The organism is Burkholderia sp. MS455, assembly GCF_016899445.1.
Classification (GTDB): Bacteria; Pseudomonadota; Gammaproteobacteria; order Burkholderiales; family Burkholderiaceae; genus Burkholderia; species Burkholderia pyrrocinia_C.
Map to the genome: position 1 here is coordinate 234575 of NZ_CP041779.1, position 16167 is coordinate 250741.

A 16167-nucleotide genomic window follows, 5' to 3' on the forward strand; every position below is an offset into this window, starting at 1 on the left:
CCCCCAAGGGGGCGACTGCCTCCCTTGGGGCGGCCCGGCGGGAGGCAGCATGAGCACCCCGACCGGCCTGTTCGCGAAGCGCACGAACCCGTTCGCGGGCACCAACCTGCGCGCGCTCGCGGGCCCGATCCTCATCTGCATGATCCTGGGGATGATGATCCTGCCGCTGCCGCCGATGCTGCTGGATCTGCTGTTCACGTTCAATATCGCGCTGTCGGTGATGGTGCTGCTCGTCAGCATGTACACGATGAAGCCGCTCGACTTCGCGGCGTTCCCGAGCGTGCTGCTGTTCTCGACGCTGTTGCGCCTGTCGCTGAACGTCGCGTCGACGCGCGTCGTGCTGCTCGAGGGCCACACGGGCCCCGACGCGGCCGGGCAGGTGATCGAGGCGTTCGGTCACTTCCTCGTCGGCGGCAACTTCGCGGTCGGCATCGTCGTGTTCGTGATCCTGATGATCATCAACTTCATGGTGATCACGAAAGGCGCGGGGCGGATCGCCGAAGTGTCCGCGCGCTTCACGCTCGACGCGATGCCCGGCAAGCAGATGGCGATCGACGCCGACCTGAACGCCGGCCTCATCAACGAGGAACAGGCGCGCAAGCGCCGCCTGGCCGTGTCGCAGGAAGCCGAGTTCTACGGGTCGATGGACGGCGCGTCGAAGTTCGTGCGCGGCGACGCGATCGCGGGCCTGATCATCATGGCGATCAACGTGATCGGCGGGCTGATCGTCGGGATGGTCCAGCACGACATGAGCTTCGCGGCGGCCGGCACCAACTACACGCTGCTGACGATCGGCGACGGCCTCGTCGCGCAGATCCCGTCGCTCGTGATCTCGACCGCGGCCGGCGTGATCGTGTCGCGCGTCGCGACCGACGAGGACATCGGCACGCAGATCACCGGGCAGCTGTTCACCAACCCGCGCGTGCTGACGATCACCGGCGTGATCATCGTGATCATGGGGCTGATCCCGGGGATGCCGCATTTCGCGTTCCTCGCGCTCGGCGGCGGCGCGATCTGGCTGGCCCGCACGCAGACGAAGCGCGCGGCGGCCCGCAAGGCGGCCGGCGACGTGACCGACATCGCGCCGCCCGCCGTGCTGCCGTCCGACAGCCACGAGGCGACCTGGGACGACGTGCAGCTGATCGACCCGCTCGGCCTCGAGGTCGGCTACCGGCTGATCCCGCTGGTCGACAAGAACAGCGACGGCGAGCTGCTCAAGCGCATCAAGAGCATCCGCAAGAAATTCGCGCAGGAAATCGGCTTCCTGCCGCCGGTGATCCATATCCGCGACAACCTCGAACTGCGGCCGAACGCATACCGGATCGCGCTGAAGGGCGTCGAGATCGGCGTCGGCGAAGTGTTCCCGGGCCAGTGGCTCGCGATCAACCCCGGCCAGGTGACGGCTGCGCTGCCGGGCGCCCTGACGCAGGATCCCGCGTTCGGGCTGCCGGCCGTGTGGATCGACGTCGCGCTGCGCGAACAGGCGCAGGTGTACGGCTACACGGTGGTCGACGCGAGCACGGTCGTCGCGACGCACCTGAACCATCTCGTCGTCCAGCACGCGGCCGAGCTGCTCGGCCGCCAGGAAGTGCAGGCGCTCGTCGAGCGCACCGGCAAGGACGCGCCGTCGCTCGTCGAGGACCTCGTGCCGAAGACGATCTCGCTGACGACGCTGCAGAAGGTGCTGCAGAACCTGCTCGAGGAAGGCGTGCCGATCCGCGACATGCGCACGATCCTCGAGGCCGTGTCCGAACATGCGGGCCGCGGCGACGCGTTCGAGATCACCGCCGCGGTGCGGCTCGCGCTCGGCCGCGCGATCACGCAGCAATGGTATCCGGGCGCGGGCGAGATGCAGGTGATGGGCCTCGACTCGAATCTCGAGCGCGTGCTGTCGCAGGCGCTCGCCACCGGCGCGAATCCGGGCCTCGAACCCGGCCTCGCGCACAACCTTCTGACCGGCACGCAGCAAGCGATGCTGCGTCAACAGAATCTCGGGCTGCCGCCCGTGCTGCTGGTGCAGCACGCGCTGCGCGCGATGCTCGCGCGTTTCCTGCGCCGCAGCCTGCCGCAATTGAAAGTGCTGTCGTATGCCGAAGTGCCGGACACACGCACGATCAAAGTCGTTAACGTCATCGGGGGTTCCGCTTGAACATTCGCAAATTCACCGGCGCAACGAGCCGCGACGCGCTTCGTCTCGTGCGCGAGGCGCTCGGCGCCGACGCGGTCGTGCTGTCGAACCGCACGCTCGATGACGGCAGCGTCGAAATCGTCGCACTCGCCGATTCGGACCTGGCCGCGGTGACGCCGCCGGCCGCCGCACGGCCGCGGATCGCCGCGCCGCGCGTGCCGGAATCCGTGCCGGCCGCCGCGGTGCCGGGCATCGTGTCGCGCCCGGGTGCCGCGTTCGCGCGCCCGAGCGTCAATCCGTATGCGGCGGGCGATGGCGGGCTGCCGGACGTGTTTTCGTCGGTGTTCGGCGCAAGTGCCGAAGCGAACGAAACGGACGACGCGGACGAGACGGCGGTGCAACCTTCGACGATCGATGCGGACGCGGCGGCTGCGGCAGCACCGTCGACCGCCGAACCGGCCCCCGGATGGCCGGCCCCCGGTACGCCGGCCGCCGGATGGCCGGCCCCCGCTTCCGAACCCGCGCCGTGGCTCGTCGAGCACGCGAAGCGCCTGACGCAGCAGCGCGACGCGCTGATCGCGCGCACGCAGGCGACGCCCGCCGCACCGCAAGCGAGCGCACTCGCGCCGCAGGGTGCCGCGAGCGCATCGTCGCCCGACTGGGCACGCGACATCGTGCGCGATGCCGAACGCCGGATGTCGGTCGCTGCTCCGCGCAAGCCCGACACGAACGCCGCGAACGCAGCGAAAGCGGCCGAGCGCACGCGCTTGTCCGCCGATACCGCCGCCGCGGTGGCCGATGCGGTGAAATCGCGCGTCGAACGAATCGTCAACGATACGGTGATGCACGAGCTCGGCGAACTGCGCGGGATGATGGAAGAGCAGTTCGACAGCCTGATGTGGCACGACCGCCAGCGTCGCAGCGCCGTGCACGGCGCGCTGACGAAGCACCTGTTCGCGGCCGGCCTGTCCGCGCAGCTCGTGCGGATGCTCGTCGACAACCTGCCGTCCGGCGACGGCGCGCAGACCTTCGAGCAGGCCGCCGAATGGGCGCAGTCGGTGCTCGCGGCGAACCTGCCGGTGCTCGACAGCGAGGACGCGCTGATGGAGCGCGGCGGCGTGTTCGCGCTGATGGGGCCGACGGGCGTCGGCAAGACCACCACCACCGCGAAGCTGGCCGCGCGCTGCGTGATGCGCTTCGGCGCGAGCAAGGTCGCGCTGCTGACCACCGACAGCTACCGGATCGGCGGCCACGAGCAACTGCGCATCTTCGGCAAGATCCTCGGCGTGCCGGTGCACGCGGTGAAGGATGCGGGCGATCTCGCGCTCGCGCTGTCCGAACTGCGCAACAAGCACATCGTGCTGATCGACACGATCGGCATGAGCCAGCGCGACCGCGCGGTGTCCGACCAGATCGCGATGCTGCACGGCGCGAACGCACCGGTGCAGCGCCTGCTGCTGCTCAACGCGACGAGCCACGGCGACACGCTCAACGAGGTCGTGCAGGCGTACCGCAGCGCGGGCGAGCATCCGGACCTGGCCGGCTGCATCCTCACGAAGCTCGACGAGGCGACCCACCTCGGCGGCGTGCTCGACACGGTGATCCGCTACAAGCTGCCGGTCCACTACGTGTCGACCGGCCAGAAGGTGCCGGAGAACCTGTATGTCGCATCGACCAAGTTCCTGCTGAAGAGCGCGTTCTGTGTGCCGCGCGACGGCTCGCCCTTCGTGCCGCAAGACGAAGACATGCCGACGCTGCTCTCCGCACTGACCGCACGTTCCACCGCCGAGCTGCACGAGGTGCGATTTGGATAAACGAATCATCGACCAGGCCGAAGGGCTGCGGCGCCTGCTGGCCGGGCGCGCGTCGCGCATCGTCGCGGTGACGGGCGGGCCGGCGGGCGTCGGCTGCACGTCCGCCATCGTGAACCTGGCGGCGGCGCTCGCGTCGCTCGGCAAGGATGTGCTCGTCGTCGACGAGCGCGCCGACGTGCATTCGGCCAGCGCGACGCTCGCGGGCGCGTGGCTGCGCGACGGCGAGCGCACGCGGGTGGCCGCCGGCTTCGGCCTGTGCGCGGCCGCGCGGCTCGCGCGCGCCGGCTACAGCGACACGCAGCTGAGCGACTTCATCGACGGCCCGGCCGACATCGTCCTCGTCGACGCGCAGCTCGGCGCCGACGGCTCGTTCTCGGCGCTCGCGCGCGAAGCGCACGACGTGCTGATCGTCACGCGGGTCGCCGCGCAGGCGATCACCGAGGCGTACGCGTGCATGAAGCGGCTGCATTTCGCGCACGCGTTCGCGCAGTTCCGCGTGCTGACCAATCACGTCGGCAGCCATGCGGATGCGAAGACGGCCTTCGACAACCTCGCGGGCGTCGCAAGCCGCTACCTGACGGTGTCGATTGCCGACGCGGGCTGCGTGAGCGCCGATCCGCTCGTCGAACACGCGCGCGAGCTGACGCATGCGGTGGTCGACGCGTTCCCGTCGGCGGCGGCCGCGCGCGACTACCGGCAGATTGCCGCCGACCTGCTGTACTGGCCGATGCGCCCGCGTTCGGGGGCGGACCGCGCCGTCCACGCGGGCGGCAAGCCGTCGTATCAGGCGGGCGCGGCACACGCCGCGTGAGCGCTACCGGAAGGAGAGAGCCATGATGTACAACGCTCAAGGAAAGATGTCCCAGGCCGACGTGCTCGCGCAATATGCGCCGCTCGTGCGTCGCCTCGGGCTGCAACTCGTCGCGAAGATGCCGGCGAGCGTCGACCTCGACGACCTGATCCAGGCCGGCATGATCGGCCTGATGGACGCGGCCGGCCGCTACAAGGAAGACCAGGGCGCGCAGTTCGAGACCTACGCGACGCAGCGCATCCGCGGCGCGATGCTCGACGAGCTGCGCAGCAACGACTGGCTGCCGCGCAGCCTGCGCAAGACGTCGCGCGAGGTCGAGCACGCGGTGCACCAGGTCGAGCAGCATCTCGGCCGCTCGGCGAGCGAGACCGAGATCGCGCAGCACCTGAACATGCCGCTCGACGAATACCAGGGGATGCTGCAGGACCTGCACGGCAGCCAGCTCATCTACTACGAGGATTTCGACCGCGCGGCCGACGACGAGCCGTTCCTCGACCGCTATCGCGTCGATCACGCCGATCCGCTGTCGGCGCTGCTCGACGAGCACTTGCGCGAGGCGCTCGTCGAGGCGATCGAGCGGCTGCCGGAACGCGAGAAGCTGCTGATGTCGCTGTACTACGAACGGGGTCTGAATCTGCGCGAGATCGGCGCGGTGCTCGAAGTGAGCGAATCGCGCGTATGCCAGCTGCACAGCCAGGCCGTTGCGCGCCTGCGCGCGCGGCTGCGCGAACAGGCGTGGGTCGGCGCGGAGTCCTGACCCTTTCCGGACGGCAACGCGCGCCGACGCTGCGCGCTTGCGCATTTTGCGCGCCGATTTGCTACAATCCCTCCCGTTTTCCGAGGAGCGTTGCGACGGACCACTCTGCGTCCGCCAGGCTCGGAAGGCTTCACCAAGCAGCCGTGCGGCACGCGTTTCGCGACCGTCGCGCCGGCTCCGCTTCCTGAACGGCGCTCACGTCACCAATCTAGAACTTTTTTAGAAAGGAGGGCGTGATGAACGCCATTATCGATTCGCAAGCTTCCAAGGATTACGTCGTCGCCGACATGGCGCTGGCCGGCTGGGGCCGCAAGGAACTGAACATCGCCGAGACCGAAATGCCGGGCCTCGTGCAGATCCGCGACGAATACAAGGCGCAGCAGCCGCTGAAGGGCGCGCGCATTGCCGGCTCGCTGCACATGACGATCCAGACGGGCGTGCTGATCGAGACGCTGAAGGCGCTCGGCGCGGACGTCCGCTGGGCCTCATGCAACATCTTCTCGACGCAGGACCACGCAGCGGCCGCGATCGTCGAAGCCGGCACGCCGGTGTTCGCGTTCAAGGGCGAATCGCTCGACGAATACTGGGAGTTCTCGCACCGCATCTTCGAATGGCCGAACGGCGAATTCGCGAACATGATCCTGGACGACGGCGGCGACGCAACGCTGCTGCTGATCCTCGGCTCGAAGGCCGAGAAGGACCGTTCGGTGATCGCGAAGCCGACCAACGAGGAAGAAGTCGCGCTGTACAAGTCGATCGCGAAGCACCTCGACATCGACGCGACGTGGTACTCGAAGCGCCTCGCGCACATCAAGGGCGTGACCGAAGAAACCACGACCGGCGTGCACCGCCTGTACCAGATGGAAAAGGACGGCCGCCTGCCGTTCCCGGCGTTCAACGTGAACGATTCGGTCACGAAGTCGAAGTTCGACAACCTGTACGGCTGCCGTGAATCGCTCGTCGACGGCATCAAGCGCGCGACCGACGTGATGATCGCGGGCAAGGTCGCGGTCGTTGCCGGCTACGGCGACGTGGGCAAGGGCTGCGCGCAGTCGCTGCGCGGCCTCGGTGCGACCGTGTGGGTCACCGAAATCGATCCGATCTGCGCGCTGCAGGCGGCGATGGAAGGCTACCGCGTCGTGACGATGGAATACGCGGCCGACAAGGCCGACATCTTCGTGACGGCGACCGGCAACTACCACGTGATCAACCACGATCACATGAAGGCGATGCGCCACAACGCGATCGTCTGCAACATCGGCCACTTCGACTCGGAAATCGACGTCGCGTCGACCCGCCAGTACCAGTGGGAAAACATCAAGCCGCAGGTTGACCACATCATCTTCCCGGACGGCAAGCGCGTGATCCTGCTGGCGGAAGGCCGCCTCGTGAACCTCGGCTGCGCGACCGGCCACCCGTCGTTCGTGATGTCGAACTCGTTCGCGAACCAGACGCTCGCGCAGATCGAGCTGTTCGTGCGCGGCGGCGAGTACGAGAACAAGGTGTACGTGCTGCCGAAGCATCTCGATGAAAAGGTCGCGCGCCTGCACCTCGCGCGCATCGGCGCGAACCTGTCCGTGCTGTCGGACGAGCAGGCTTCGTACATCGGCGTGCAGAAGGACGGCCCGTTCAAGCCGAACCACTACCGCTACTGATGCGCCGCCGCCGTCCCGGGCGCGCCCCGCTGCGGAGCCCGCGGTGCGGCGGCACGGCGGCGGATCGCCGGCCGTTGCGTTGCGTCTTCGGGCGCACGCGACGGCCGGCGGCGGCCACTGATCGCACAGATCGACAACCGAACCGGAGCACTCCATGAGCGTCATCCTCACCTGGGTCATCAACGCGCTCGCGCTGCTGATCATCACGTACCTCGTGCCGTCGATCCACATCAAGAGCTTCGGCACCGCGCTGATCGTCGCGGTCGTGCTCGGCCTGATCAACACGGTGATCCGCCCGGTACTGATCCTGCTGACGCTGCCCGTCACGATCGTCACGCTCGGGGTGTTCATCCTCGTCGTGAACGCGCTGTGCTTCTGGTTCGCGTCGTCGCTGCTGAAGGGCTTCGAGGTGTCGGGGTTCTGGTCCGCGTTCTTCGGTTCGATCCTGTATAGCATCGTGTCCTGGCTGCTGTCCGCGCTGATCTTCGGCCAGCGCGACATCGGCTGACTCCTTTCGAATCATGAAACCGATCGAACTCTCGTTTGAATTCTTCCCGCCGAAGACGGCGGACGGCGTCGAAAAGCTGCGCGCAACCCGTGCGCAGCTGCTGCCGCTGAAGCCGAAATTCGTCTCCGTGACGTTCGGCGCCGGCGGCTCGACGCAGCAGGGCACGCTCGATACCGTGCTCGACATGCAGAAGGACGGCCTCGAGGCCGCGCCGCACCTGTCGTGCATCGGCTCGTCGCGCGACAGCCTGCGCGCGATCCTCGACCAGTACCGCTCGCACGGCATCCGGCATATCGTCGCGCTGCGCGGCGACCTGCCGTCGGGGATGGGCGCGGTGGGCGAGCTGCGCTATGCGTCCGAGCTCGTCAGCTTCATCCGCGCCGAGCATGGCGACTGGTTCCACATCGAGGTCGCAGGCTACCCCGAGTACCACCCGCAATCGCGCTCGCCGAAGGCCGATCTCGAGAATTTCGCGCGCAAGGTGAAAGCCGGCGCGAATTCCGCGATCACGCAGTACTTCTTCAACGCCGACGCGTATTTCCGCTTCGTCGACGATGTGCGCAAGCTGGGCGTGGACGTGCCGATCGTGCCGGGCATCATGCCGATCACGAACTTCTCGCAGCTGATGCGCTTCTCCGAGATGTGCGGCGCCGAAGTGCCGCGCTGGATCGCGCGCCGGCTCGAGAGCTTCGGCGACGATCGCGACGCGATCCGCGCGTTCGGCGCGGATGTCGTCACCGATCTGTGCCGGCGCCTGATCGACGCGGGCGTGCCGGGGCTGCATTTCTACACGCTGAACGCAGCGACCGCGACGCGGACGATCTGCGAACGGCTCGCCGTGTAAGCGCCGCCGCGCGTTTTGCATGCCCGAAAGCCCCGCCGGTCTTGCCGGCGGGGCTTTTTTTCGATGCTTGCGTCAGCGCTGCGCCTGCATCAGCGGCGGGCGGCGGTCGAACCACGGCCGTGCCTGTTCGAGCTGTCGCGCGAGCCTGAGCAGCAGCGCGTCGTCGGTGTGGCGCGCGGCGAACTGCACGCCGATCGGCAGCCCGCGCGCGTTCCAGTAGAGCGGCACCGACATCGCCGGCTGACCGGTCAGGTTGAACAGCTCGGTGCAGCCGGCCCACGCGAACGCCTTCTCCGACGACTTCGCGAGCATTTCCTTCAGCAGCGGCTTCACCGGCAGCGCGGCGAGCAGCTTCATCTGCGCCGATTCGAACGGCGTCGGCTGCAGTTCGCCGATCTTCACCGGCGGCCCCGCGAGCGATGCGCACAGGATCGCGTCGTAGCGCGACACGAGGCCGGCCACCTGCACGGTCAGCTGGCGCTGCCATTCGAGCACGTCCGGCAGGCGCGTGCGCGCGAGGCGCCGGCCGACCACGGCCATCGCCCACGTCGCCGCTTCGAATTCGCCGCGCCGCGGCGCGCGGCCGGTCAGCGCGCGCGCACCGAGCACCATCTCCTCGGCGATCGTCGCCCACAGCGTGAGAAAGGTTTCGGCCGCGCGCGCGTAGTCGACGTGCAGCGTCGCCGGCTCGACATGGTGGCCGAGCGATTCGAGCAGCGCGGCCGCGTCGTCGAGCGCCGCGCGCGTGTCGTCGGCGAGCGCCGGCGCGAGCATCGGATCGACGACGAGGCCGATTCGCAGCGCGCCGGGCGGCGTATCGAGTTCACCGAGGAACGTGCCGGGCGCGCCGTGCGGCAGCGTCTGGCCGGTCGTCACGTCGAGCAGCAGCGCGCTGTCGCGCACGCTGCGCGAGACCGCATGCTGGACGACGAGCTCGCCGTTCGACGGCTGGTCGACGAGCATCGGGTTGCGGCTCGGCTTCAGGCCGAACAGCCCGCAGCACGATGCCGGAATGCGGATCGAGCCGCCGCCGTCGGACGCATGCGCGAGCGGCACGATGCCGGCCGCGACGGCCGCCGCCGCACCGCCGCTCGAGCCGCCGGGCGTGTGGTCGAGATTCCACGGGTTGCGGCATGCGCCGAACAGTTCGGGTTCCGTGTACGGCATCTGGCCGATCTCCGACGTGTTGGTCTTGCCGAACACGTTGAGGCCCGCCGCGCGGCTGCGCGCGATCACCGGCGAATCGTCGCCGGGCACGTAGTACCGGTAGTGCCGGCTGCCCATCGACAGCGGCAGCCCGGCGACCGCCGCACCGAGATCCTTGACGAGATACGGAACGCCCGCGAACGGCGCGCCGGCGCCGGGTTCGGGCGCGCAGGCCGCACGCTGGCGCGCGGCTTCGTAATCCTGCAGCACGATCGCGTTGATCGCGCCATTGACCGCTTCGGCCTGGCCGATCGCGGCATCGAGCAGTTCGCGCGGGCTGGCCTTGCGGTCGCGCACGAGCGCGGCGAGGCCGATCGCGTCATGCGCGAGATAGTCCGAGTGCATCGCTGTCACCCCCGTTGTGACTCGTGGCGATGAAGGGAGAATAACGCGGGCCCGGCGCGATGGGCCCGCGGCGGGGCGTTTTTACAGGTGCTCGGCGAGGAACGTCAGCGTACGGCCGTGCGCGAGCGCCGCCGCGCGCTGGTTGTACGACGCGCGATCGGTGCAATTGAAGCCGTGCTCGGCGCCCGGATACACGTGGAACGATGCGTGGCCGCGGCCGGCGAACGCGGCCTTCACCTGATCGACGGCCGCGAGCGGGATCCCGTGGTCGTTTTCCGCGTAGTGGAACAGGATCGGCTGCGTGACCTTGCCGGCCAGGTCGAGCGCGTTCTGGATGCCGCCGCCGTAATAGGCGACCGCCGCGTCGAGCTTGCCGGCCGCGGCCGCACGGTAAGCGAGCTGGCCGCCGAAGCAGTAGCCGATCGCGGCGAGCTTGCCGGCCACTTCGGGGCGCGCGCGCAACGCGTCGGCCGCCGCGCCGATGTCCGCGACCGCGAGACCGACGTCGGTCTTTTTCAACAATTCGATGCCCTTGTCGCGATCCGCGCCTTCGTAGGTCAGCTCGACACGCGGCTGCGTGCGCCAGAACACGTCCGGCGCGAGCGCGACGTAGCCGTCGGCCGCGTACTGGTCGGCGACCGCGCGGATGTGCGAGTTCACGCCGAAGATCTCCTGGATGATGATGACGGCAGGGCCCTTGCCGCGCTTGGGCAGCGCGAGATAGCCGCCGAAGCTGTCGTTACCGGTCGGGATGTCGATCCATTGGGCAGTCACGTTTTGAACTCCTGGCGAACGGGGTGCGCCGCGCGCGCCCCGGGTGGAATAGGGCGGCCTAGTGTGCCACCAATCGTCTGGTGTTGCAGCGCACGCGCAACGCGCGCGCCTGCTGCGCGCGCCCGCTTCTCGCGCAGCGATCGTTTCGATCTCGATTATTCATTTTTCGGCGGCGAGCCGCTTCGATAGAGTCGATGTGCCGGCTTTTACAAAGCGCTTTCGCGCATCGTCATCGAAGGATTCGTCATGCCTGCCCGTCCGTATTCCACGCCCTTTTCCGAACGCTTCGGCCTGCGCCTGCCGCTCGTGCAGGCGCCGATGGTCGGTGCGACCACGGCCGCGATGGTCGCCGCCGCATCGAACGCCGGTGCGCTCGGCAGCCTTGGCGCCGGCGCGTTCGAGCCGGATCGTCTCGCGACCGAAGTCGCGGCGATTCGCGCGGCGACCGATCGCCCGTTCGCGGTCAACCTGTTCGTGCAGCCGGACGCCGCGCCCGACGCGGCGACCGTCGCGCGCGCACTCGCGGCGATCGACCCGCTGAACGCGACGCTCGGGCTGCCGCCGGGCGCCGCGCCCGCGCGCTACGCGCCCGACTTCCGCGCACAGCTCGATGCGCTCGTGTCGCTGCGCGTGCCGGTCGCGAGCTTCACGTTCGGCGTGCTCGACGCGGCCGACGTCGCACGCCTGAAGGCCGCCGGCATCTATGTGATCGGCACCGCGACGCACGTGGCCGAAGGGCTCGCGTGGCAGGCGGCCGGCGCCGACGCGCTGTCCGCGCAGGGCGCCGAGGCGGGTGGTCATCGCGGCACGTTCATCGGCGCCGCCGAAGACGCGCTGATCGGCACGTTCGCGCTCGTGCCGCAGCTCGTCGACGCGACGGGCCTGCCCGTACTCGCCGCGGGCGGCATCATGGACGGCCGCGGGATCGCGGCCGCGCTCGCGCTCGGCGCACAGGGCGCGCAACTCGGCACCGCGTTCCTCACCTGCACGGAAAGCGCGATCGCGGCGGACTGGAAGGCACGCTTGCTGGCGAGCGCGGATACGTCGACGCAGGTCACGCGCGCGATCACCGGCCGCCATGCGCGCGGGTTGCGCAATACGCTGATGGCGCGGCTCGGCGAACGCGTGGCCGACGCCGCGCCGTACCCGGTGCAGAACGCGCTGACGCAGCCGCTGCGCCAGGCCGCCGCGCGCGCGAACGACGGCGACTACCTGTCGCTGTGGGCCGGGCAGGGCGCGCCGCTTGCACGGCGGCGCGACGATGCGCTGACGACGTCGCAGCTCGTCGCTGCGCTCGACGCCGAATGGCGCGCGTCGACGGCCTGAACGGGGCGTTTCATCGACCGTCTGAACCATTCGTATCGAACGACGAAACGCGCGTGTTGTCACGCGCGTTTCATTCAATGATCACGGGCACAAAATACCGAATCGAAATGCCCCGGGAATCCTTTGAAGCGACCTTTCGGCGAGCTGCCAAAAATTAGCGGAAACCCTTATCCGGCGCGGCTTGCGGCGACTTTCGAGTCATCATTCCGAAGTGCGCATATCGGTAGTGTTACCACTACCCCAAAAAAGTCCCACAAATTAATTTGATCACCTACACTTGCGCGCAAGTACGGACGGGCGGTTGCTAAAAGCGGCTGTTTAACGTGCTTGAGGCCAAGTGCATGAACGATGCAACCGGCGAATCGTCCAGTGATTGCAAACACAGGGATGGCAGCGGGGCACCGGGCGATGGCGTTTATTGGGACCGAAACTGGAGACTTACATGAATATCAAAATGCAGAAGCTGTTGCCGATCACCGCAGCGGCGATGCTGTGCGTTGCAGCTGCAAGCAACGCTGCCGCCGATCAAGTCGTCAAGATCGGCCACGTCGCGCCCTTGACGGGCGGCATTGCACACCTGGGCAAGGACAACGAAAACGGTGCGCGTCTCGCAGTCGAGGAGATCAACGCGAAGGGTCTCACGGTCGGCGGCCAGAAAATCACGCTGCAACTCGACCCGCAGGATGACGCGGCCGACCCGCGGCAGGCCACGCAGGTTGCGCAGAAGCTCGTCGACGACAAGGTCGTCGCCGTCATCGGCCACCTGAACTCGGGCACGTCGATCCCGGCCTCGAAGATCTACAGCGATGCGGGCATCGTGCAGATCTCGCCGTCGGCGACCAACCCGGCCTACACGCAGCAAGGCTTCAAGACCACGTACCGCGTGGTGGCAACCGACGCGCAGCAGGGCCCGGCACTCGCGAACTACGCGCACTCGAAGGGCATCAAGAGCGTGGCGGTGGTCGACGATTCGACCGCATACGGCCAGGGTCTCGCGAACGAGTTCGAGAAGAAGGCGAAGGCGCTCGGCCTGAAGGTGATGTCGCACGACGCGACGAACGACAAGGCGGTCGACTTCCGTGCGATTCTGACCAAGATCAAGGGTGAGAATCCGGACGCGATCATGTACGGCGGCATGGATGCCACCGGCGGCCCGTTCGCGAAACAGGCGAAGCAGCTCGGCCTGCGCGCGAAGATCCTCGCGGGCGACGGCGTGTGCACGGAAAAGCTGGCCGACCTGGCCGGCGACGCGACCGACAACGTCGTGTGCTCGGAAGCCGGCGCTTCGCTCGAGAAGATGCCGGGCGGCGGCGCGTTCAAGGCGAAGTACGAGAAGCGCTTCGGCCAGCCGATCCAGATCTACGCACCGTTCACGTATGACGCCGTGTACATCGTCGCCGACGCGATGAAGCGCGCGAACTCGGCGGACCCGGCGAAGATTCTCGCGGCGATGCCGGCGACGAACTACACGGGCGTGATCGGCACGACGACCTTCGACTCGAAGGGCGACCTGCAGCACGGCGTGATCTCGCTGTACAACTACAAGGGCGGCAAGAAGTCGCTGCTCGACGAAGTGAAGATGTAACGCAACAGGCGGTCGACAGTAGGGGTGAAAGCGCGCATGCGGCAACGCATGCGCGCTTTCTTTTTGGCCGACGGGCGCGATGCCGTCAGATCTTCAGGTGCGCGAGCACCTTCGGCGCGACGGCCGCGACGAGCGCCGCGCACAGCGCGACGACCGACAGGCCGATCGTCAGGTTCGCGGCCTGGGCGACCGCGCCGATCACGACCGGGCCGAACAGCAGTCCGAAATACGCAAGCCCGGCCACATGCGCGAGCCCTTCGGCCGCGTGGATGCCTTTCACGCGCGCGGCGGCCGCGAACAGGACGGGCATCATGTTCGCGAGGCCGAGGCCCATCAGCGTGAAGCCGGTCAGCACGGTGACCGGATAGGGCAGCAGCAGCGCGCCGATCATCCCCGCGCACGCGAGCGACGCACTCGCGAACACGAGCTGCGGCGCGCCGAAGCGGGCGCGCACGGCGTCGCCCGCGAAGCGCGCGATGGCCATCCCGCCCGAGAACGCCGCGTACGCGGCGCTCGCGAGCGCGGGGCTCGCCGCGACGACGTCGCGCATGTAGACCGTCGCCCAGTCGTACATCGCGCCTTCGGCGATCAGCGCGACGAGCGCGATGCCGCCGAGCATCCACAGCGCGGGCGAGCGCCAGCGGTTGCCGCCGCCGTGCGCGTGTTCGTGGTGCGGCACATGCGGCAGCACGGCCGGGCTCGCGGCCACGAGCACCGCGGCGCTCGCCGCCGCCGCGAGCGCGAGATGCACGGCCGGCGCCATGCCGGCCGACAGCAACGCGCCGCCGGCCGCCGCGCCCGACATCCCGCCGATGCTGAACATCCCGTGCAGCGACGACATGATCGGCTTGCCGAGCGCGATCTCGACCGCGCTGGCCTCGGCGTTCATCGCGACGTCGAGCGTCGCCATCGAGAAGCCGAACAGCGCGAGCACGCCGAGCAGCATCCAGTAGTCGGGCACGACGAGGATCAGCGCCGCGCACGCGGACATCACGAGCCCGCCGGCGAGGCACGCGGTGCGCGAGCCGACGCGCGCGATCCAGCGCGCGATGGTCAGCATCGCGGCGATCGAGCCGCCGGCGACCGCGAACAGCGCGATCGACAGCAGCCCGGGGCTCAGCGCGAACCTGTCGCGCACGGTCGGCACGTGTACGCCCCACGACGCGTACATCATGCCGGCGACGAAGAACAGCGCCATCGACGCCGTGCGCGCACGCTGGCGGGCCGGGAGCGGCAGCACGCGATGCGCGTCGGGCGGCGCGGCGAACGGGGACGACGATTCGGGGGAGGCGGATTCGGACACGGAAGGCTCGTCAAAGGATGCGCGGACGCACGCGGCGTCCGTTGGAATCGTCCGATTCTATCGAACCGCTTACGATCCTGCCGGGCGCTGCCCGTTCGGTGGATGATCCGGCGATCCGGCGATCCGGCGATCCGGCGATCCGGCGATCCGGTCACGTCGCGGAAGCGCACCGTCCGTCCGGTGCCCGGCGCCGTATCGGCCGTTCGGCCGATACGCGGCGCGCGGCGCCCGCGAGTAACATCGAAGCGCACGCGGCGTGCCCGAAGCGCCGCCCTTCGACCGCAGGAGTCCTCTTGAACATCGATCCCGCCTTCGCCCTGCATCTGCTGCACCGCTGCGCGCTCGGCACGCTTGCCACCCATGCGCGCGATCCGCAGGGCTTCCCGTATCCGACGGTCGTCCCGTTTGCACCCGATGCAAGCCATCGGCCCGTGATTCTCGTGAGCGGCCTGGCCGAACACACGCGCAATCTCGCCGCCGATCCCCGCGCGGGCTTCCTCGTCGTCGATGCGCCCGACGGCGACGTGCTGAACGCCGAACGCGCGACGCTGCTCGGCCGCTTCGTGCCGCTCGGCGACGATCCGCACGTCACCGCGCGATACCTGCGCTACGAGCCGGACGCCGCGCGTTATCTCGCGCTCGGCGATTTCACGTTCCGGGCGCTCGATATCGAGCGGCTGCGCTATATCGGCGGCTTCGGGCGCATGGGCTGGGTCGACGGCACGCATCTCGATGCGCTGCCGCCGCTCGGGTTCGACGAGGAGCAGGCACTGTGGGACGCATATGATGCCGGCGATGCGCGCCGCGACGGGCTCGACCTGCTCGGCGTCGATCGCCACGGCGCCGACTGGCGGTGCGACGGCCGCCGCGTACGCACGCCGTTCGACGCGCCGCTGGCCGATGCCGGCGAACTGCGCGACCGGCTGATCGCATGCGCGCGGGATGTGGCGTGACGTCGCGGATTGCCGGTTTGTCCATTTGGCAAGTCGCACCATCCGATTTTCACAAAGCTGTCGTCCTATGAAAGCTTTGATTTTTTGTATGCAGGGTAATTGCGTATATTGATAGATCTAATCGGCAATCGCTAATGTCCTAATCTCTGTGTAGGAAC

General features: G+C 68.5%; 13 protein-coding genes and 1 riboswitch. Of the genes, 10 read left to right on the forward strand and 3 right to left on the reverse strand.

Features of this window, described 5'->3' with window-relative positions:
* Positions 1–49: 49 nt before the first annotated feature.
* The 7 genes from flhA (at position 50) to metF (ending at position 8517) form a co-directional block, all read left to right on the forward strand.
* Positions 50–2149: a flagellar biosynthesis protein FlhA gene (gene flhA / locus FPJ27_RS20155; RefSeq protein ID WP_072443124.1), complete on the forward strand. Its 2100-nt coding sequence runs from the start codon at positions 50–52 to the stop codon at positions 2147–2149.
* Complete coding sequence (flhF, locus tag FPJ27_RS20160; protein ID WP_204425400.1) at positions 2146–3942, forward strand: flagellar biosynthesis protein FlhF; 1797 nt, start codon at positions 2146–2148, stop codon at positions 3940–3942. The genes flhA and flhF overlap by 4 nt, the downstream gene beginning before the upstream one ends.
* On the forward strand, positions 3935–4753 hold the full coding sequence (locus FPJ27_RS20165) for a flagellar biosynthesis protein FlhG (protein ID WP_072443128.1): 819 nt from the start codon (positions 3935–3937) through the stop codon (positions 4751–4753). The genes flhF and FPJ27_RS20165 overlap by 8 nt, the downstream gene beginning before the upstream one ends.
* Positions 4754–4775: 22 nt before the next feature.
* A complete protein-coding gene (locus tag FPJ27_RS20170) occupies positions 4776–5510 on the forward strand; it encodes an RNA polymerase sigma factor FliA (protein WP_006484033.1) in 735 nt (244 codons plus the stop codon).
* A gap of 76 nt (positions 5511–5586) precedes the next feature.
* Positions 5587–5714, forward strand: a riboswitch (S-adenosyl-L-homocysteine riboswitch).
* A 32-nt stretch (positions 5715–5746) separates the two neighbouring features.
* Positions 5747–7165 carry an adenosylhomocysteinase gene (gene ahcY / locus FPJ27_RS20175; RefSeq protein WP_034183916.1) on the forward strand — a complete coding sequence of 473 codons (1419 nt, stop codon included), beginning with the start codon at positions 5747–5749 and terminating at the stop codon, positions 7163–7165.
* Between the two features lie 154 nt (positions 7166–7319).
* Complete coding sequence (locus tag FPJ27_RS20180; RefSeq protein ID WP_011882923.1) at positions 7320–7673, forward strand: phage holin family protein; 354 nt, start codon at positions 7320–7322, stop codon at positions 7671–7673.
* Positions 7674–7686: 13 nt separating this feature from the next.
* The gene (gene metF, locus FPJ27_RS20185; RefSeq protein WP_072443130.1) at positions 7687–8517 is read left to right on the forward strand and encodes a methylenetetrahydrofolate reductase [NAD(P)H]; all 831 of its coding nucleotides are present in this window, start codon (positions 7687–7689) and stop codon (positions 8515–8517) included.
* Positions 8518–8589: 72 nt separating this feature from the next.
* Here the strand turns inward: metF and FPJ27_RS20190 are convergent, their stop codons facing one another.
* Both FPJ27_RS20190 and FPJ27_RS20195 read right to left on the reverse strand, forming a co-directional pair.
* The gene (locus FPJ27_RS20190; RefSeq protein WP_204426330.1) at positions 8590–10068 is read right to left on the reverse strand and encodes an amidase family protein; all 1479 of its coding nucleotides are present in this window, start codon (positions 10066–10068) and stop codon (positions 8590–8592) included.
* A gap of 81 nt (positions 10069–10149) precedes the next feature.
* Positions 10150–10842 carry a dienelactone hydrolase family protein gene (locus FPJ27_RS20195; RefSeq protein WP_034183920.1) on the reverse strand — a complete coding sequence of 231 codons (693 nt, stop codon included), beginning with the start codon at positions 10840–10842 and terminating at the stop codon, positions 10150–10152.
* A 246-nt stretch (positions 10843–11088) separates the two neighbouring features.
* On the opposite strand from FPJ27_RS20195, the gene FPJ27_RS20200 reads away from it, so the two are divergent.
* Positions 11089–12168 carry a nitronate monooxygenase gene (locus tag FPJ27_RS20200; RefSeq protein ID WP_204425407.1) on the forward strand — a complete coding sequence of 360 codons (1080 nt, stop codon included), beginning with the start codon at positions 11089–11091 and terminating at the stop codon, positions 12166–12168.
* Between the two features lie 442 nt (positions 12169–12610).
* Complete coding sequence (locus FPJ27_RS20205; RefSeq protein ID WP_034183922.1) at positions 12611–13753, forward strand: branched-chain amino acid ABC transporter substrate-binding protein; 1143 nt, start codon at positions 12611–12613, stop codon at positions 13751–13753.
* Between the two features lie 85 nt (positions 13754–13838).
* Here FPJ27_RS20205 and FPJ27_RS20210 read toward each other — a convergent pair whose 3' ends face one another.
* On the reverse strand, positions 13839–15056 hold the full coding sequence (locus tag FPJ27_RS20210; RefSeq protein WP_204425409.1) for an MFS transporter: 1218 nt from the start codon (positions 15054–15056) through the stop codon (positions 13839–13841).
* Between the two features lie 293 nt (positions 15057–15349).
* Here FPJ27_RS20210 and FPJ27_RS20215 point away from each other — a divergent pair, with 293 nt between their 5' ends.
* The gene (locus FPJ27_RS20215; RefSeq protein ID WP_204425411.1) at positions 15350–16009 is read left to right on the forward strand and encodes a pyridoxamine 5'-phosphate oxidase family protein; all 660 of its coding nucleotides are present in this window, start codon (positions 15350–15352) and stop codon (positions 16007–16009) included.
* The last annotated feature ends 158 nt before the right edge of the window (positions 16010–16167 follow it).

Coding starts and splice junctions, on each gene's coding strand:
- ahcY (WP_034183916.1), top strand. CDS start 5,747: ATGAACGCCATTATCGATTCGCAAGCTTCCAAGGATTACGTCGTCGCC.
- FPJ27_RS20190 (WP_204426330.1), bottom strand. CDS start 10,068: ATGCACTCGGACTATCTCGCGCATGACGCGATCGGCCTCGCCGCGCTC.
- FPJ27_RS20180 (WP_011882923.1), top strand. CDS start 7,320: ATGAGCGTCATCCTCACCTGGGTCATCAACGCGCTCGCGCTGCTGATC.
- FPJ27_RS20200 (WP_204425407.1), top strand. CDS start 11,089: ATGCCTGCCCGTCCGTATTCCACGCCCTTTTCCGAACGCTTCGGCCTG.
- flhA (WP_072443124.1), top strand. CDS start 50: ATGAGCACCCCGACCGGCCTGTTCGCGAAGCGCACGAACCCGTTCGCG.
- FPJ27_RS20170 (WP_006484033.1), top strand. CDS start 4,776: ATGATGTACAACGCTCAAGGAAAGATGTCCCAGGCCGACGTGCTCGCG.
- FPJ27_RS20205 (WP_034183922.1), top strand. CDS start 12,611: ATGAATATCAAAATGCAGAAGCTGTTGCCGATCACCGCAGCGGCGATG.
- metF (WP_072443130.1), top strand. CDS start 7,687: ATGAAACCGATCGAACTCTCGTTTGAATTCTTCCCGCCGAAGACGGCG.